This is a genomic window from Aromatoleum sp. (genome assembly GCF_036675785.1).
GTDB lineage: Bacteria > Pseudomonadota > Gammaproteobacteria > Burkholderiales > Rhodocyclaceae > Aromatoleum.
In genome coordinates this window covers 26191-44099 of sequence record NZ_JAKFEF010000043.1, presented here as the reverse complement: position 1 = coordinate 44099, position 17909 = coordinate 26191, and the positions used below count along the sequence as shown (strand labels likewise).

The following is a 17909-nucleotide window of genomic DNA, read 5'->3' as shown; positions in this document are numbered from 1 at the left end:
CGCCTCGAGCCTGTCGCGCTGGTGCCTCGTCGTCGCGATCTCGGCGCTCGGCGTGAAGACCTCGTTCCAGCAGCTCGCCGCGGTCGGCTGGCGCCCGGTCGCGATGCTCGCGGTCAATACCGTCTTCCTTGCGGCGTTGATCCTCGGCGGACTAGTGTGGATACGGTGAGGACTCGCCGGCGAAAACGAAGGCACCCGTAGGGCGGAAAAGCCGAAAGCGCCTTCCGCCGTATGGTCGGGGCTGCGCCGTCGCGTGGCGGAAGGCGCGGCGCTTTTCCGCCCTGCGAAATCCCCCGCGGCACCCGAGCCAACGACAAACGAAATACCAACGACGGCGCATCCCACCGGCCCGCATCGCGGGTCGCGCGGGGAAGGTCCGTCCGCACCGAGGAGAGACGACAGTGATAGGTATCAACAAGGAAGTCGAGTGGTCCGACGTCGGGCCGCTCTTCCGCGACGGCCAGCGGATCATGTTCGGCGGCTTCATGGGCGTCGGCACGCCCGAAGGCATCGTCGCGCTGCTGCAAGAGCAGGGAACGAAGGACCTGACGCTGATCGGCAACGACACCGCGGCGCCCGGGACCGGCGTCGGGCCGCTGATTTCGGCCGGGCAGGTGAGCCGCGCCGTGGTGTCGCACATCGGCACGAACCCGGTGACCGGCAAGAAGATGATCGCCGGCGAGCTGGACGTCGAGCTCGTACCGCAGGGCACGCTCGCCGAGCGCATCCGCTGTGGCGGCGCGGGCCTCGGGGGCGTGCTGACGCCGACCGGCGTTGGCACCGTCGTCGAGGAAGGCAAGACGAAGATGGTCGTCGACGGCAAGAGCTTCCTCATCGAGCTGCCACTGCGTGCTGAGGTCGCGATCCTGAAGGCGAAGCGCGCCGACCGCGCGGGCAACCTCGTCTATGAGCGCGCCGCGCGCAACTTCAACCCGCTGATGGCGCTCGCCGCGGACCTCGTGATCGCCGAGGTCGACGAGATCGTCGAGGTGGGAGACATCGATCCGGATCACGTGATGACGCCGGGGGCGCTCGTCGACAAGATCGTGCTCGCGCGGAGGCCGTGAACATGGACGCAAAGGAAATCATCGCCCGCCGCGTCGCTCGCGAGTTCCGCGACGGCTACGTCGTCAATCTCGGCATCGGCCTGCCGACCCAGGTGCCGCGCTACCTGCCGGAGGGGATGCACATCACGCTGCAGTCGGAGAACGGCTTCCTCGGCCTCGCGCCGCTCGAAGGCGAGCCGATCCCGGGCGTCGTCAATGCCGGCGGGGTTCCGTGCGGCCTGCTGCCGGGCGCGTCGATGTTCGACAGCGCGATGTCGTTCGCGCTGATCCGCGGCGGCCACGTCGATGTCACGGTACTCGGCGGCCTGCAGGTCGATGAGGAAGGCAACCTCGCGAACTGGATGGTGCCCGGGAAGATGGTGCCAGGCATGGGCGGCGCGATGGACCTCGTCACCGGCGCGCGCAAGGTCATCGTCGCGATGGAGCACTGCACGAAGGACGGCGAGCCGCGGATCCTCGACCGCTGCACGCTGCCGCTGACCGCGAAAGGGCGCGTCGCGATGGTAGTCACCGAGCTCGCGGTGTTCCGCATCGCGCTCGGCGAGTTCGTGCTCGTCGAGCACGCGCCGAACGTCGCAGTCGACGACATCCGGGCGTGCACGAAAGCGCGCTTCGCGGTTTCGGACGAACTGAAGCCGACGGACTTGGGCTGAGGTGCGAAAGATTGCGCCGATTGTTGGATCGTAGGTCGGACTGAGCGCAGCGATGTCCGACATCCGCGGCTTCCGAAGTCGCGCGTCGGCCTTCGCCTGCCGCTCCCGCCGACCTGCGCCGGATCCGACCGTCGGCGACCCCGAACCGTAGGTCGGACTGAGTGCAGCGATGTCCGACAGCCCGAGCTCGTCTTCCGCCGCGTCGGCCTTCGCCTGCGGCTCACGCCGACCTCCGGTTTATGCCGCAAGCAGGTAACAAGCAGAACTGTTTTCGCGGGGTGTCCTCCAGCAACCTGACCTCCTCCTCCGGGACCGGACACCCCCTTTTTTATTCCGAGCGGCCCTCGCGGGCCGCCGCCAGACCTTCGAACGGGAGACACGTTTTGAACGAACCCACTTTCCGCAAAGTCGCTGTGCTCGGCGCCGGCGTGATGGGGGCGCAGATCGCGGCCCACCTCGCGAACGCCGACGTGACGGTCGTGCTGTTCGACCTCGCGGCGCCCTCGGGCGACGCCAACGGCATCGTCGCGAAGGCGCTCAAAGGGCTGCAGAAGCAGGAGCCCGCGCCGTTCGTGACGCGCGACCGCATTCATTACATCGACGCCGCGAACTACGACGAGCACCTCGACCGGCTCGGCGACTGCGACCTCGTCATCGAGGCGATCGCCGAGAAGCTCGAATGGAAGGAGCGCCTGTACGCGAAGATCGCGCCGCATCTGGCGCCGGGCGCGGTCGTCGCGACGAACACCTCGGGGCTCTCGCTCGCGACGCTCGCGGCGATGTTGCCGGCGCGCCTGCGCGCCGACTTCTGCGGTGTGCATTTCTTCAACCCGCCGCGCTACATGCCGCTCGTCGAGCTGATCCCGGGGCCGGCGACGCGCCCCGACGTGCTCGACCGGCTCGAGCCGTGGCTCGTGTCGCGGCTCGGCAAGGGTGTCGTGCGCGCGAAGGACACGCCGAACTTCGTCGCGAACCGCATTGGTGCGATGTGGCTCCTGACGGTCGCGCACCATACCGCGCGGCTCGACCTCGCGCTCGACGACGTCGACGCGCTGACCGGCCCGGCGATCGGCCTGCCGAAGACCGCGACCTTCCGCCTCTTCGACGTCGTTGGCCTCGACACGCTCGCGCACGTCATCGACGGCATGCGCGTCGCGCTGCCGGACGATCCGTGGGCGCGCCACTACGCGGTGCCGGGCTGGATCTCGGCGCTGATCGACCGCGGTGCGCTCGGCCAGAAGGCGGGCGGCGGCGTGTATCGCCGCCAGGGCCGCGACGTGACGGTGGTCAATCCGGTGTCGGGCGAATACCGCCCGGCCGCCGGCGCGGTCGCGCCCGAGGTCGGCGAGATCCTCCGGATTCGCGACGCGGGCCGCCGCCTGCAGGCGCTGCGCGACTGCCCGCATCCGCAGGCGCGCCTCGTGTGGTCGTGCCTGCGCGACCTTTTCCATTACTGCGCGGCCACGCTCGCCGAGATCGCCGACAACGCGCGCGACGTCGATCTGGCGATGCGCTGGGGCTACGGCTGGCGGCGCGGGCCGTTCGAGATGTGGCAGGAGGCTGGCTGGCGCGAGGTCGCCGTGATGATCCGCGACGACATCGCGGCGGGCGAGGCGATGGCCGACGTGCCGCTGCCGGCGTGGGTCGACGGGCGTGACGGCGTGCATGCGGCCGAGGGCTCGTGGTCGCCCGCCGAAGCGCAGCTGAAGCCGCGCGCCTCGCTGCCGGTCTATCGCCGCCAGATTTTCCCCGAGCGCGTGCTCGGCGAGGCGCAGGACCGTGGCGAGACGATCTGGGAGAACGACGGCGTGCGCCTCTTCACGCTTCCCGCCGTCGATGCCGGAATCCTCGTCGCAAGCTTCAAGACGAAGCTCCACGTGCTCGCGCAGCCGGTGCTCGACGGTATCGCCGAGGCACTCGCGCGCGCCGCCCGCGACCATGCCGGCCTCGTCGTCTGGAACGAGCCGCCGTTCGCGGCCGGCGCGAACCTCGCCGAAGTGCTCGCGCTTGTCGAGTCGAGTGATGCCGACGCGCTCGACCGTCACGTGCGCGCGTTCCAGTCGGCGATGCGGTCGCTGCGCTACGCCGCAGTGCCGACCGTCGCCGCGGTGCAGGGAATGGCGCTCGGCGGCGGCTGCGAGCTCGCGCTGCACTGCACGCACCGCGTCGTCGCGGCCGAGTCGCAGCTCGGGCTCGTCGAGGCCGGCGTCGGGCTGATCCCGGCCGGCGGCGGCTGCAAGGAGTTCGCGCTGCGTGCCGCACGCATCGCCGCGCAGCAGCAGTACGGCGAGCCGAACCCGGCGATCTACGCGGCGTTCCAGCCGATCTCGTCGGCGAAGGTGTCGAAGAGCGCGTTCGAAGCGCGCGAGATGGGCCTGTTGCAGCCGTCCGACACGATCCTCTTCAATCCGCACGAGTTGCTGTATGTGGCGATCCGCTCGGCGCGCGCGCTCGCGGACGCCGGCCACACCCCGCCGCTCCCGCCGCGCGCGGTGAAGGTCGCGGGCCGCGGCGGCATCGCGACGCTCGAGCACCAGCTCGTGAACCTGCGCGACGGCGGCTTCATCTCGGCGCACGACTTTCGCGTCGCGCGCGCGGCCGCGGTCGCCCTGTGCGGCGGCGAAGTCGAGGGCGGGTCGCTCGTCGACGAGCAGTGGCTCCTCGACGTCGAGCGGCGCGAGTTCGTCGCGCTCGCCCGCACCCCCGAAACCCGTGCCCGCATCCGGCAAATGCTGGACAACGGCAAGCCCCTGCGTAACTGAACCGAGACCGAATCGAATGAACAAGCAAATCCAGGACGCCTACCTCGTCGCCGCGACCCGCACTCCGGTCGCGCGCCGCAACGGCATGTTCCGCCACGTTCGCCCCGACGACCTGCTCGCGCACGTGCTGCGCGCGGGCGTCGATCAGGTGCCGCCGTTCGACCGGCGCGAGATCACCGACGTCTATGTCGGCTGCGCGATCCCCGAAGGCGAGCAGGGCATGAACGTCGCGCGCCTCGGCGTGCTGATGGCGGGCCTGCCCGACAGCGTGCCGGCGGTCACGATCAACCGCTTTTGCTCGTCCGGCCTCAATGCGGTCGCGATGGCCGCCGACCGCATCCGCCTCGGCGAAGCCGACGTCGCGATCGGCGCCGGCGTCGAGTCGATGAGCGTGATGCCGAACATCTTCGGCAAGGGCATCCACGCCAACCCGAAATGGATGAACGACGATCACATCGCGCTCGCGTATGGCATGGGCCTCACCGCGGAGCGGGTCGCCGAGCGCTGGGAGGTGTCGCGCGACGACCAGGATGCGCTCGCCGCAATGAGCCACGACAAGGCGCTCGCGGCGATCGCCGCCGGTCACTTCGACGCCGAGATCACGCCCTTCGCGGTCGCCGAGCAGCTGCCCGGCGCCGACGGCGCGGTGCGGCGGGTCGAGCGGCGGTGCGAGAGCGACGAGGGCCCGCGCGCGGGGACGACTGCCGAGAGCCTCGGCAAGCTGAAGCCGGTGTTCGCGCGCGGCGGCTCGGTGACCGCCGGCAACGCGTCGCAGATGTCGGACGGCGCGGCCTCGGTCGTGCTGATGAGCGAGGCCGCGATGAAGCGCTACGCCGTCGAGCCGCTCGCGCGCTTCGTGAGCTTCGCGGTCGCGGGCGTCGCGCCCGAGGTGATGGGCATCGGACCGGTCGAGGCGATCCCCCGTGCGCTGAAGGCCGCCGGACTGCGGCTCGCCGACATCGACTGGTTCGAGCTCAACGAAGCCTTCGCCGCGCAGGCGCTCGCGGTGATGCGCACGCTCGACATCGACCCCGCGAAGGTCAACCGCCAAGGCGGCGCGATCGCGCTCGGCCATCCGCTCGGCGCGACCGGCGCGATCCGCACCGCGACGCTCGCCCACGGCCTGCGCCGCACCGGCGGGCGCTACGGCATGGTCACGATGTGCATCGGCACCGGCATGGGCGCGGCGGGCATCTTCGAGGCGCTGTAGAGAACCGACGAGGCCCGCACGGCGCGGCCGTCGGGGCCCGGCATAACGACACAACCCCCACCAGACATTCAAGGAGAACTCCCATGAGCCAGTACGACGCGCCGATCCCGGCGATGCGGTTCATCATCGAAAACCTCGTCGGCCTCGACGAGATCGCCACGCTGCCCGGCTTCGAAGACGCGACGCCCGACGTCGCTGCCGCGATCCTCGACGAGGCGGGCAAATTCACCGGCGAGGTGCTCGCGCCGCTCAACCGCGTCGGCGACCGGCAGGGCTGCCGCGTCGAGGACGGCGTCGTGACGACGCCGGACGGCTGGCGCGAGGCCTACGACGCGTTCCGCGACGGCGGCTGGAGCACGATTGGCGCGCCGTCCGCGTTCGGCGGCCAGAACATGCCGAAGCTCGTTGCGACCGCGGTGACGGAGATGCTGCAGACGGCGAACCTCGGCTTCTCGCTGATGCCGATGCTGACCGACGGCGCGGCCGCCGCGCTGCTGACCGCGGGGTCGCACGAGCTCAAGCAGAAGTACCTGCCGAAGATGGTCGCGGGCGAGTGGGGCGGCACGATGAACCTCACCGAGCCGCAGGCGGGCTCCGATCTCGCCGCGATCCGCACGCGCGCCGAGCCTGCCGGTGACGGCAGCTACCGCATCGCCGGTCAGAAGATCTTTATCACCTACGGCGAGCACGAGCTCACCGAGAACATCATCCACCTCGTGCTCGGGCGGCTGCCGGATGCGCCTGCGGGCGTGAAAGGGATCTCGCTCTTCGTCGTGCCGAAGTTCCTCGTCAACGACGACGGTTCGCTCGGCGCACGCAATGACGTGCGCTGCGTCTCGCTCGAGCACAAGCTCGGCATCCATGGCAGCCCGACCTGCGTAATGGCGTTCGGCGACGCGGGCGGAGCGACCGGCTACCTCGTCGGCGAGCCGAACCGCGGTCTCGAATACATGTTCATCATGATGAACGAGGCGCGCTTCGGCGTCGGCCTGCAGGGCGTCTCGATCGCCGAGCGCGCGTACCAGCAGGCGCTCGCGTACGCGAACGAGCGCGTGCAGGGCCGCGACGCGATCACCGGCGTGAACAACGTGCCGATCGTCGCGCACCCCGACGTGCGCCGCATGCTGCTGCGGATGAAATCCCGCACGCAGGCCGCGCGCATGCTCGCGTACTGGGTCGCCGGCCAGTTCGACCTCGCGCACGCCCACCCGGACGCGCCGGTGCGCGAGACGGCGCGGCTGATGGTCGACTTCCTGATTCCGGTCGTGAAGGGCTGGAGCACCGAGATCGGCAACGACTCGGCCTACCTCGGCGTGCAGGTGCACGGCGGCATGGGCTTCATCGAGGAGACGGGCGCCGCCCAGCACATGCGGGACGCCCGTATCCTGACGATCTACGAGGGTACGACCGGCATCCAGGCGAACGACTTGCTCTGCCGCAAGCTGCTGCGCGGCGGCAGCGAGGGGCTGACGCTGCTGGGCGGGCAGATGCGCGCGGTGGTCGCGAGCCTGAAGACCGTCGACGACGAGACGATCGCCGCGTTCGTGCCGCGGCTCGAAACCTGCCTCGAGCAGTTCGAGGCCGCGGCGTGGCACCTCCTCGACGCCGGCAAGCGCGACGCGGGCAACGCGCTGTGGGTCGCGGTGCCGTTCCTGATGCTGATGGGCACCGCCTGCGGCGCGTGGATGTGGGGCAAGGCGGCGCTTGCGGCGAAGGGGCTGCTCGACCGCGGCGAAGGCGACCCCGAGTTCAATCGCGAGCAGATCGCCCTCGCGCAGTTCTACATGACGCACGTTGCAACCGAGGCGGCGGGGTATGCCGAAACCGTCACGGAGGGACTGAGGATGAACCGCGTCGCGCTGCGCGCGTAAGCTCGGCCGATCGATAAGCTGGGGAACGCTGAAGGCGGAACTCGTGCATCACCGGCGGTTTGCCACCCGCGAGCAGGCCCGGCAACCGCCATCGCGCCCATCTTCGGACTGCCGGATCCGGCTAATGGGTAGCTGGAATCCGGCTTGTCCGCATGGTTCCGCTCAACGCCAGGAATAGATCGCGCCGATGACGAACGAGACCTGGGTCGAATCGCCGCGGTCATCCACCAACGGACTGTCCTTAGCGTCGCCCTGCAGCTTGCCCGCCCGGAGCATCGCGAGGCCCTTCCAGTCGCGGTTGATCTGCATGATTCCGCCGGCGGTGAGGAAAATCTCGTTGGTGCCGCCTTCCGCCTTGAAGTTGGGAAGGCCGGAAGTGCCGACGTTGCCCGGGTTCACCCCGTAGTAGTGATCGGTGTAGTCGTCGTCGGTCCAGATGACCCCGCCGCCCAGATGGAGATCCACCGTGGGGCTGATCTGCTGCCACCAGCGGCCGTTCAGCCGCACGCGGTTGCCGTCACTTTCGCCGTCGCGGAAGGCCGCCACGCCGGCGATGAAGCGGTTGCGCGGGTTGCCGGGGTCCGGCCATACCATATCGCCAAACACGCCGATCTCTACCGAGCTGTCCAGGTCGTCCATATCGTCTACGACCTTGTCGTCCACGTCGTCGCGCTCCGGATTGAAGGCCGCGATCGGGCCCAGGCGAAAGTGTGGACTCGCGATCAGGTTCACTGAAGCCTCGTTGCCGGTGACCTGCACGTAGCGGCCCTGGCCCCAGGTGTAGCGAAAGAAGGGCGCCAGCACGCCCGTTTGTTCATCGGAACCCTTGTAGTCAGGGACCACTCCGATGCCGGCACCGATCACGGCGCGCACCCGTTCGTTTTCCATCCCCTCCCCGACGACTTGCGCGGCGGCGGGGGTGGCGGCGACCACGAGAAGGGCGGCAAATGCGCCCGAATGCCACTTCCGATTGCTGGGCATATCCAGTCCTCCTTCACTGCTTCTTGTCACCCGACGTCGATGCCGGCTCGATGGACAGGGCAAGCGCCTCGGTATAGACGGCTTCCACCCGATCCCCCTTCATTACCACGTTAAAGTGCTCCGGATTCTGTACCTCGAGATCGACGATTCTGTCAGGCCCCTTCAAGGTGATGATCCTCTTTTCCGGGTCGACAGCGATCACGTCGGCGACGATGGTCACCTGCCGCGCCGCCATGCCCGCCGGCTGCTCGCCCGGCGCGGACCGTTCCAGCGTCCCGCGCTCGGAGCGTTCGCGGATCCCGCCGCCTTTCTTCAGGTCCAGGACGAGGGCTTGACTGTACTGTGCGACCACCACGTCGCCCTCCTTGATCTGGTCGAAGTTCCGTACCTCCTCACCGCACACCACATCCACCGCATGTCCCTGCGGTCCCTTGAGCCTCACGGTGCGGGTGGCCTTGTCGACGGCGAGGACCTCGGCTGTGATCCGGGCTGAAGAGACGATCGCGGCCTTGCCCGGCTTGCTGAGGGTAACCGTACTCCCGGTCGGGGCGGGTTGTTCGGCTGCCGCAGGCAATGCGAAAGTGGCAAGGGCAAGCAACGTTGCAGCGGTTCTGTGGGGCACGGGTGTCTCCTGAAGGGCAAGAAAGTTCCTAACAGGTGGGAACCGGCAATCCGACGGAACCTGTTCCCTCGGAAATCCAGGAAGCGGAATTTGTGCAATTCGTTCTCCGGAACCTGCCCATCAGCTCATCCCCGTCGCATGCCGGAACCCGAATGCGTCTCCGGATCGACGGCATCGAGCAGGGCTTGTTCATCCACCGACTTGTGCCGAAAGAACTCTGCGCCCAGGGTACGCGCCCGACAGGGCGGCAGCGCCGCCTGGCCCTACCGGCCTTTTTGAACCGGTTCTGTCGTAACGGCAGTGATGCCCAGATCGAGAGCGGCACCTTTCACCTTCGACGAAAGAACCGCTCATACGCTTGTCACGCTACCTTGAGAACATTCAGATATCGCAGCCGAGGCTACCGTGGCACGGAGGCGGCTGGAATAGGACTTTGGTCTCATTGGCCGCCCGACGACAGTGGATGCCTTTCCATGGTTCAAGGAGTCCCAACGATCCAGCAAGCATGGTGGTCGCGGAAGAACGGGGGTTTCCGGACGGATACGAGCAAGAGCCTCGCCAAGCGCAGCCCCGCAGCTTCTTCGACAGGCATGACTGCTCCCGAATCGGGCTTCCTTAGCCTGCGTCACCCGTAACCGGCTGTGCCAACGTCCGCGCCGCGGGCTGCGCGCCCCCTCCCAGTGCGCGATAGAGCTGCACCACCGAGGCATAGTGGGCGCGCGTCGTCTGGCTCAGCCTGAGTTCGGAGTCGAACAGCTGGCGTTCCGAGTCCAGCACTTCGAAATAATTCGCCACCCCCCCGGTGTAGCGCAGGGTGGCGAGCCGCAGCCGCTCGCGGTCGGCCACCACCGCACGAGTGAGTGCGGCGCGCTGCTCGCCCAGGCGCTGGTAGCCGACGAGCGCATCCTCGACCTCGCGGAAGGCGTTCTGCACGGTGCCGACGTAGCGTTCCAGAGCGATGCGCTGCTGCACCCGGGCTGCGTCCAGGTTGGCCTGCAGGCGCCCGGCCGTGAAGATCGGCACGGTGATCGCCTGCGTGATTGCCCAGGCCCGCCGCTCGCCGTCGAAGAGCTCGGACAGCTCGGGGCTGGCGAAGCCCAAGAAGGCGGTGAGGGAGATGACCGGGAAGAAGGCCTTGCGCGCAGCCTCCACGTCGGCCTCGGTCGCCGCAAGGCGCTGCTCGGCCTCGCGCAGGTCCGGACGCCGTTCGAGCAGGGTGGATGGGAGCCCGGCCGGCAGCTCGGGCGCCAGGCTCTCTTCGCCCAGGCGCCGACTACGATCCACCGGTCCGGGGTTGCGCCCCAGCAGGATGGCCAGGGCATGCTCGCTCTGGGCACGACGCCGCTCGATGTCGGCAAGGGACTGCTCGGCCGCGGCGAGCAGGGATTCGGCCTGGCGCACGTCGAGCGCCGAGGCAATCTCACCAATGAAGCGGGCATTGATCAGGCGCAGGGACTCGGCGCGGGATGCCGCGGTGCGGCTGGCGATCTCGGCCTCGGCGTCGAGCCCCACCAGATCCAGATAGCCGAGGGCGACCTGCGCCACCAGACTCACCTGCGCCGCCCGCGCCAGCTCCACGTCGGCCTGCAAGTCGCGCCGGGCGGCCTCGGTTGCGGCGCGTACCCGGCCCCAGAGGTCGATTTCCCAGCTCGACACTGCCAGGCCGAGGCTGGCGGTGGTGTCGATCTGGTTCTCGCTGCCGGTCAGCGCCGGCTGGCGCACGCGGGTGTAGGCACCGTCGGCGGCGAGCGTCGGGAACAGAAAGGAGCGCTCGAAGCCGTAGCGCGCCCGGGCGAGCTCGATGCGCTCGACGGCGATGACGAAGTCGTGGTTGTAAGCCAGGGCCTCGTCGATGAGGCGCGTGAGTTCAGGGTCGGCAAACGCCTCGGCCCACGTTAGCTCCGCCAGGTCTGACTCGGCTCGGGCCGGGTGGCGCCAGGCGGTGGGCGTTTCCACGGGGGGGCGCTGGAAGTCAGGCACCGCGGCGCAACTGCAAAGGCCTGCGGCACAGGCGGCCAGCGCCGCTGCCACGGGGGCCATGCGCCCGCGCCTCATTCCCGAACCTTCTGCTGCGGCGCCGTCAGCGGCATCCCGCTGCCGGCAGCGGGCGCCGCCCGCGGCTTGCCGAGGTAACTCACCACCACGAAGTAGAACAGCGGCGTGAAGAAGACCCCGATCAGGGTCGCCGCAAGCATGCCCCCGAGGATGCCGGTGCCGACCGAGTGCTGGGTCGCGGCGCCGGCGCCGGAGGCAATGACCAGGGGGATCACGCCGAGGATGAACGCGAGCGAGGTCATCACGATGGGGCGCAGGCGCAGCCTTGCGGCCTCCAGCGCCGCGTCCCTCACCGACGAGCCCTCCTCGTGGCGTTGCTTGGCGAACTCGACGATGAGGATCCCGTTCTTGCCTGCGAGTCCGACCAAGGTGATGAGGCTCACCTGGAAGAACACGTCGTTGGGCGTCATGCGCAGCAACAGCGCGAGGAGCGCGCCAAAGATGCCGATGGGCACGATCAGGAACACCGCCACCGGGAGCTTCCAGCTTTCGTACAGGGCGGCGAGGAAGAGGAAGACGAAGATGAAGGACAGGGCAAAGATGAAGCCCGCCTGGCCGCCCGAGATCTTCTCCTGCAGCGATTCCCCCGACCACTGGAAGCTCATGCCCTGGGGCAGTTTGGCAGCGGAGATCTCCTCCATCGCCGCCAGGGCCTCGCCCGAGCTGCGCCCCGGTGCGGCACGGCCGTTGAGCTGCACCGCCGGATACCCGTTGTAGCGGTTTACCGCGATGGGTGCGGAACGCCATTCGGTGCTGGCCAGGGTGCTCACCGGCACCATGTCCCCGGCCGCATTGCGTACATGGAAACGCTGCAGATAAACCGGGTCGGAGCGAAACTGCGGTTCGGCCTGGACCTTGACCTTGAGGTTGGTGCCGAAGGCGGTGAACTGGTTGATGAAGCTCGACCCGAGCAGGGTGCCGACGGTCTCGTAGATGTCGCTCAGTGGCACGCCCATGGACTTTGCCTTATTGCGGTCCACCTGCAGGAACAAGGTCTGCACCTGCGGCGCGGCGACGTTGCGCACCCCGAAGAGGCGCGGATCCTGACTGGCGGCGCCGAGCACCTCGGCCGTCGTACGGTTGAGTTTGTCGCGGTCGCCGTCGAGGGCCACCAGGCGGTAGTCGAAGCCGGCGACATTGCCCATGCCGGCGATGGGCGGCTCGTTGAGCGCAAATACCCGCGCGCCGGGGATGGCGGCGAAGCGGCCGTTGAGGCGCCGTATCACCTGGATGGCATGCTCCTCGGGGCCGTGGCGCTCGGACCAGTGCTTCAGCGTGACGAACAGGAAGCCCTGGTTGGTGTACCGGTAGAAGATCGAGAAGCCGGTGAGCCCGACCGCGGCGTGCACCGCGGGATCGGCGAGGACGATGGCCTCCACCTGCTGCAGGGTTTCCTCGGTGCGCGCCTGTGATGAGCCGGCGGGCATGTCGATGATGACGAAGCAGGTCCCCTTGTCCTCCTCCGGCACGAAGCCGCCCGGAATCAGATTGAACAGGAACACCACGCCGCCAAGCAGCACCGCGTAAATCAGCATGAAGCGCCAGGCCCGGCCGAGCATGTAGGCCACTGCCCCGGTGCAGCGGGCGGTGAGGCGCTCGAACCAGCGGTCGAAGGCGGCGATCGGGGCGAGCTTGTGACCGCCGGGCTTAAGGATCAGGGCGCACAGCGCCGGCGTGAGGGTCAGCGCCGTGAGCGCCGAGAGCAGGGTCGAGATGGTGACGGTCACGGCGAACTGCTTGTACAGGGTACCGGTCACGCCGGGGAGAAAGGCCACCGGTACGAACACCGCACAGATTACCGAGGTCACCCCGATGATGGCCCCTCCTATCCCCTGCATCGCCTTCCGCGCAGCCTCCCTGGGCGGAAGTTTCTCGTCGTGCATGATCCGCTCGACCGCCTCCACCACCACGATGGCATCGTCGACCACGATGCCGATCGCCAGCACGAGGCCGAACAGCGTCAGCATGTTGATGGAGAAGCCCATGAGCAGCAAGCCGGCGAAGGTGCCGACGATGGACACGGGGATCGCCAGCATCGGGATCAGCGTCGCCCGCAGGTTGCCGAGGAAGAGGTACACCACCAGCAGTACCAGCACCAGCGCTTCGACGAACGTGTGCACCACCAGTTCGATGGAGGCGTCCACGAACACGGTCGTATCGTAAGGGATGGACCATTCGATGCCACGCGGGAAGGTGGTGGCGAGCTCCTCCATCTTGCCGCGAACCGACCGCGCCAGTTCCAGGGCATTGGCCCCGAACAGCAGATAGACCGGGACCGCCACCGCCGGCTCGCCGTTGAGGCGGGCGCGGATCTGGTAGTTCTCGGCCCCCAGTTCGACCCGGGCGACATCGCGCACGCGCACTACCGAGCCGTCCGGGAGGGCCTTGACGATGATGTTGCGGAAGTCCTCGGGGTCGGCGAGGGTGCCCTGGGTGAGCATCGGGAAGCTCAGGATCTGCTCCGCCGAATGGGGCGCCTGTCCGATCTCGCCCACTGCATAGTTGGCATTCTGCTCGCGGACCGCGCCGACGATATCGCTGACGGTCAGGCGGTACTTGGTCAGCCGGTCAGGATCCACCCACAGCCGCATCGAATAGGGGTCGCCGAACAGCACCGCGTCGCCGACCCCCGGCAGCCGCCGCAACTCGGTGAGGACCGTGCTGTTCACCAGGTTGGCGACATAGTCGTTGTCGAAGCGCGGATCGGTGGATTTGACGATGACCACCTGGAAGATCTGCGGCGTGACCTTGTCCACCCGCAGCCCCTGGCGCAGCACCTCCTCCGGCAGCAGGGCCTCGACGCGCTTGACCCGGTTATTCACCTCGACAGTGGCCATATCCACGTCGGTGCCCGGCTCGAATGAAACGTTGATCTCCAGATAGCCGCTGGCGGTGCTGATGGATTGCATGTACAGAAGCCCGCGGATGCCATTGAACTCGCGTTCCAGGGGGGCGGCCACCATGTTCTCGAGGATTTCCGGACTGGCCCCGGGATAGGTGGTGCTGACCTTGACCTGGGGGGGCGCCACGTTGGGATACTGGTCGATGGCGAGCTGGGTTGCGGCGATGGCGCCGACGAGGGACAGGATCAGCGCAATGACGATGGCGAAGACCGGGCGATTGACGAAGAAGCCCACGGCCGCGTCCTCCTACCGGCCGGTGGCCTGGGCAGTCCCCGCTGCGGCGGAGGGCGTCGCCTCTCCGGCCACCGTCGCGTTGACCGGCATGCCCGGGGCAAGACGCTGCATGCCCTCGACCACCACCTTGTCGTCGGGGCCCAGGCCCTTGTCGATGATCCATTCCTTGCCGAACCATTGGCCGACCACGAGGTCGCGCCGCTCGGCCTTGCCGTCCGGTGTGACCACCCAGGCCATGTGTCCGTTCGGCACCTTGATCACCGCATCCTGGGGTATCAGCAGCGTATCGGGGCGCTCACCGGCGAGCAGTTCCACATTCACGAACATCCCCGGCAGCAGCCGCCGGACAGGATTGGGCACCACCGCGCGGGCGGTGATGGTGCCGCTGTCCTCATTGACCCGCATGTCGGCGAAGTCGATCTTGCCGGGCTGCTCGTAGGCCGAGCCGTCGGGCAGCAGAATGCGCGCGCGCAGCATGGTCTGGTCGCCCTTGACGAGGCCGGACTCCTGGTCGCTGCGGAAGGCCAGAAGGTCGCGGTCGGACACCGTGAAGTTGACGTAGATCGGATCGAGCTTTTCGATCGTCGCCAGATGGGTCGGCTCGCCCCGGCCGACCAGGCGCCCCTCGGGCACCAGCGTGGCGCCGATGCGTCCGGCCTCGGTCGCATAGACCTTGGTGTAGCCGAGGTTGAGCTTGGCCCGGTCCACCTTGGCCTTGGCCGACTGCACCGCCGCCTCGGCCTGCCGCAACTGGGCAAGGGCGTCGTCGTAGTCCTGCTTGCTGATCGCGTTTTCCTTGACCAGCGGGCCATAACGCGCTTCGCGTACCCGGGCGTTGGCGACATCGGCCCGGGCGCTCGCGAGCTCCGCCTCGGCGTCCCGCAGCGTCGCCTCGTAGGGTGCCGGATCGATGGAGTACAGCAGTTGGCCCAGGGCGACGTCGTTGCCTTCGGAATAGTGGCGCTTTTCGAGAATGCCCTCGACCCGCGCGCGTACCTCCACCGAGCGATAGGCGGCGATGTGGCCGACGAAATTTCGCGTGTAGGGAATGGACGCAACGCGGACCGGCGCGACCTTCACTTCAGGCGGCGGTGGGGCCCTCGCCGGGCCGTCCTGGCCCTTGCAGCCCGCGACCGCCAGCAGCGCAGTGGCGATGCCTGCGCCGAGGAGCAATCGTCGGCCGGTGGATGATTGCGACAGGTCGCGGATAGCGTCCATCTTACTCATCGCCTTTTCCCTGCGACTCGCGCTCAGAGCCCGTTACCCATTCGATGGCATCGAGTAGTGCCTGATCGTCCACCGGCTTGCGCAGGAAGAACTGGGCGCCGAGGGCGCGCGCCAGAACGCGGGTGTCCTCATCGTCGCGGGCCGAGACTGCAATCACCGGCAGATCGATCCCCGTCCGCTTCATGCTCGCCTGGATCTGGAGGCCCGTGAACCGCGGCATGGAGATGTCCAGCACCACGCAGCCGGCATCGTCCGGACGCACGCTGGAGAGGAACGCTTCACCGGTCTCGAACACGCTCGGTTGAAAGCCTGCCGCACGCATCAGCCGCGCAAGCCCCTTCCGCACGGAGACATCGTCATCGACGATATAGACGACCAATTTGTCCAAGCCTTTTGTCACGAGCAGGGCAACCCGTCAGCCTTTGCCACAGACCGTATGCCTGACGTGACCCGGGTGAAATTGGACCTTGGTCCCATCGGCTGGATCAGGGTGACTCGGCGCCTAGAGGAGTTGGCGTGCCGCTTCCGCAAAGAGCATGGCCGCCGGCAACATGGCGGCTTTGGGAAAGCGCGCGAGGACGAAGACGCGCGTCTCGGGCGGATCGGCTGGAATGAGGGCCGACTGGAACACGATCTCCTCTCCCGATGCGGGATCGTCGTCATCCGCTACCACGTTCATGCGATCGAGCCGCCGCCGGACGGTGGTGACATAAAACCTCTGTCCGGCGTCGCACAGGGCCTCGATGATGCGCTCCAGCTCCTCGTCGAGGCGCTCGGCGCCGGTAGTCATACCGGCCAGGGTGCGGGAGTTTTCTTCCAGCCGGGCGCGGACCTGCGCCAGCTTTTCCGCATCCGCCGTGCGTTCGCCCGCCAGCGCGGCGTTCATGCCCTGACCGGCCTGCTCCAGCAGGCTCAGCCGCGTCTTGAGGAGAGCACGCTCCTGCTCGAAGGCTTCCCGCTGCCTCTGCTCGGCGGCCACGCGGCCGACGCCGTCCATGACGAGCTGATCGACGATGCGTCGCTCGACCTCGGTCCGCAGCTCAGCCTCGGTGAGCCCCAGAATGCGCACCCGATGGTCGGTGAAGCCTACGGTGGTCTGCTCCACGTCGTGGCGGATGACGCTGCCTTCGAGCGCGGTGCCCAGGACGCGGCGCTCTTCCATGCGTGTCCCGATGACGGCATAAACCTCGTCGGCCAGGGGGTGCTCGTCGAAGAAGGCACGCAGCTCGATGGAGCGGCTGAAGGCGCGGACGACATCGTCGGGGGTGGCGAAAAGGGAACGCATGCAAGGGTCGGCCGCCCAGCCCGCCGCGGTGGCCTCCCGGGCCGCGGGCACGGTGGCCACCAGTTCCGCCGCATAGGTCAGGGCCGAGGCCACGGCCGGGGTGAGACGTCGAGCATAGCGCGGAGCGTAGCGCAGACGCGGATTGGCCGTCTGCACAATGCGCTCCACCGCCTCGGCGATCCGCGCCCTATCCGGCCCGCTGGGTGGGGCGGCGCCGCCTCGCAGCCAGTCCAGAAGGCCCATGCCGGCCTTACGCCATGATGTTTACGCCGCCATCGACGTACAAGGTCGCGCCGGACAGCCGGCGGGCGTAAGGGGTGGCCAAGTAGGCACAAGCGAAGCCCACGTCCATGATGTCCACCACCTCTCCGAGGGGCGCGCGCTGGGCCGCCTCGGTGAGCAGCACGTCGAAGTCCTTGAGCCCGGAGGCGGCGCGGGTCTTGAGGGGCCCCGGGGAGATGGCATGCACCCGGATGCCCCGCGGACCCAGCTCATAGGCGAGGTAGCGGCAGGCGGCTTCCAGCGCCGCTTTCACCGGCCCCATCAGGTTGTAGTTGGGCACCACCTTGTTGGCACCGTAATAGCTCATGGCGAACATGGTGCCGCCTTTCGTCATGAGGGGTGCGGCCAGCCGGGCCATGCGGAGGAAGGAATGACAGGACACGTCCATGGCCAGGCCGAAGCCCTCGGCCGAGGAGTTGAGCAGCCCCTGCTGGAGGTCTTCCTTGGGCGCCCAGGCGATGGAGTGCACCAGAATGTCGAGAATGCCCCATTGCTCGGTGATGGCCCCGAACACCGCTTCCAGTTCGCCCTCCTTCGTCACGTTCAGTGGCATGTAGATGGGCGAGCCTATATCCCTGGCCAAGGACTCGGTGTAGTTGCGGGTCTTCTCGTCGGCGTAGGTGATGGCGACCTCGGCACCCAGCTCTGCAAAGGCCTTGGCGCAGCCCCATGCAATCGAGGTGTCGTTGGCCACACCGACCACCAGGGCCCTGGCGCCCTTCAGGGGCGGGCGCGGAATCTCGAGGACCATGTCTCT

13 protein-coding genes are annotated in these 17909 nt (G+C 68.2%); 5 read left to right on the top strand and 8 right to left on the bottom strand.

Features of this window, described 5'->3' with window-relative positions; genetic code table 11:
• Positions 1-401 precede the first annotated feature (401 nt).
• The 5 genes from atoD to V6M37_RS10395 all read left to right on the top strand — a co-directional run bounded on the left by atoD (position 402) and on the right by V6M37_RS10395 (position 7563).
• Positions 402-1067 (top strand): acetate CoA-transferase subunit alpha, encoded by a 666-nt coding sequence (gene atoD / locus V6M37_RS10415; RefSeq protein WP_332672977.1) that lies wholly within the window; start codon positions 402-404, stop codon positions 1065-1067.
• 2 nt (positions 1068-1069) lie between these two features.
• The gene (locus V6M37_RS10410) at positions 1070-1720 is read left to right on the top strand and encodes a 3-oxoacid CoA-transferase subunit B (protein WP_332672976.1); all 651 of its coding nucleotides are present in this window, start codon (positions 1070-1072) and stop codon (positions 1718-1720) included.
• Between the two features lie 383 nt (positions 1721-2103).
• Positions 2104-4482 (top strand): 3-hydroxyacyl-CoA dehydrogenase/enoyl-CoA hydratase family protein, encoded by a 2379-nt coding sequence (locus V6M37_RS10405; protein ID WP_332672975.1) that lies wholly within the window; start codon positions 2104-2106, stop codon positions 4480-4482.
• A gap of 16 nt (positions 4483-4498) precedes the next feature.
• Positions 4499-5692, top strand: a complete 1194-nt coding sequence (locus tag V6M37_RS10400) for an acetyl-CoA C-acyltransferase (protein ID WP_332672973.1) — start codon at positions 4499-4501, stop codon at positions 5690-5692.
• An 83-nt stretch (positions 5693-5775) separates the two neighbouring features.
• Complete coding sequence (locus tag V6M37_RS10395; protein WP_332672971.1) at positions 5776-7563, top strand: acyl-CoA dehydrogenase; 1788 nt, start codon at positions 5776-5778, stop codon at positions 7561-7563.
• Between the two features lie 162 nt (positions 7564-7725).
• Here the strand turns inward: V6M37_RS10395 and V6M37_RS10390 are convergent, their stop codons facing one another.
• From V6M37_RS10390 to fabI, 8 genes are all read right to left on the bottom strand, one after another.
• Entirely contained in the window at positions 7726-8544 is an 819-nt protein-coding gene (locus V6M37_RS10390) for a MipA/OmpV family protein (RefSeq protein WP_332672969.1), read from the bottom strand.
• 13 nt (positions 8545-8557) lie between these two features.
• On the bottom strand, positions 8558-9166 hold the full coding sequence (locus tag V6M37_RS10385) for a hypothetical protein (RefSeq protein WP_332672967.1): 609 nt from the start codon (positions 9164-9166) through the stop codon (positions 8558-8560).
• A 615-nt stretch (positions 9167-9781) separates the two neighbouring features.
• On the bottom strand, positions 9782-11206 hold the full coding sequence (locus V6M37_RS10380; protein ID WP_332672964.1) for an efflux transporter outer membrane subunit: 1425 nt from the start codon (positions 11204-11206) through the stop codon (positions 9782-9784).
• Between the two features lie 11 nt (positions 11207-11217).
• A complete protein-coding gene (locus V6M37_RS10375) occupies positions 11218-14358 on the bottom strand; it encodes a multidrug efflux RND transporter permease subunit (RefSeq protein ID WP_332672962.1) in 3141 nt (1046 codons plus the stop codon).
• A gap of 12 nt (positions 14359-14370) precedes the next feature.
• Entirely contained in the window at positions 14371-15585 is a 1215-nt protein-coding gene (locus V6M37_RS10370; RefSeq protein WP_332672960.1) for an efflux RND transporter periplasmic adaptor subunit, read from the bottom strand.
• Positions 15578-15964 carry a response regulator transcription factor gene (locus tag V6M37_RS10365; protein ID WP_332672959.1) on the bottom strand — a complete coding sequence of 129 codons (387 nt, stop codon included), beginning with the start codon at positions 15962-15964 and terminating at the stop codon, positions 15578-15580. Before V6M37_RS10365 ends, V6M37_RS10370 begins: the two co-directional genes overlap by 8 nt.
• A 123-nt stretch (positions 15965-16087) precedes the next feature.
• Positions 16088-17113, bottom strand: coding sequence for a hypothetical protein (locus tag V6M37_RS10360; protein WP_332672957.1), 1026 nt, complete (start codon positions 17111-17113; stop codon positions 16088-16090).
• A gap of 7 nt (positions 17114-17120) precedes the next feature.
• On the bottom strand, positions 17121-17903 hold the full coding sequence (gene fabI / locus V6M37_RS10355) for an enoyl-ACP reductase FabI (protein WP_332672955.1): 783 nt from the start codon (positions 17901-17903) through the stop codon (positions 17121-17123).
• Positions 17904-17909: the final 6 nt, after the last annotated feature.

Bases quoted from the DNA above. Each gene is read 5' to 3' on its own strand.
- V6M37_RS10390 (WP_332672969.1), bottom strand. From the start codon at position 8,544: ATGCCCAGCAATCGGAAGTGGCATTCGGGCGCATTTGCCGCCCTTCTC.
- V6M37_RS10370 (WP_332672960.1), bottom strand. From the start codon at position 15,585: ATGAGTAAGATGGACGCTATCCGCGACCTGTCGCAATCATCCACCGGC.
- fabI (WP_332672955.1), bottom strand. From the start codon at position 17,903: ATGGTCCTCGAGATTCCGCGCCCGCCCCTGAAGGGCGCCAGGGCCCTG.
- V6M37_RS10360 (WP_332672957.1), bottom strand. From the start codon at position 17,113: ATGGGCCTTCTGGACTGGCTGCGAGGCGGCGCCGCCCCACCCAGCGGG.
- V6M37_RS10410 (WP_332672976.1), top strand. From the start codon at position 1,070: ATGGACGCAAAGGAAATCATCGCCCGCCGCGTCGCTCGCGAGTTCCGC.
- V6M37_RS10400 (WP_332672973.1), top strand. From the start codon at position 4,499: ATGAACAAGCAAATCCAGGACGCCTACCTCGTCGCCGCGACCCGCACT.
- V6M37_RS10380 (WP_332672964.1), bottom strand. From the start codon at position 11,206: ATGGCCCCCGTGGCAGCGGCGCTGGCCGCCTGTGCCGCAGGCCTTTGC.
- V6M37_RS10395 (WP_332672971.1), top strand. From the start codon at position 5,776: ATGAGCCAGTACGACGCGCCGATCCCGGCGATGCGGTTCATCATCGAA.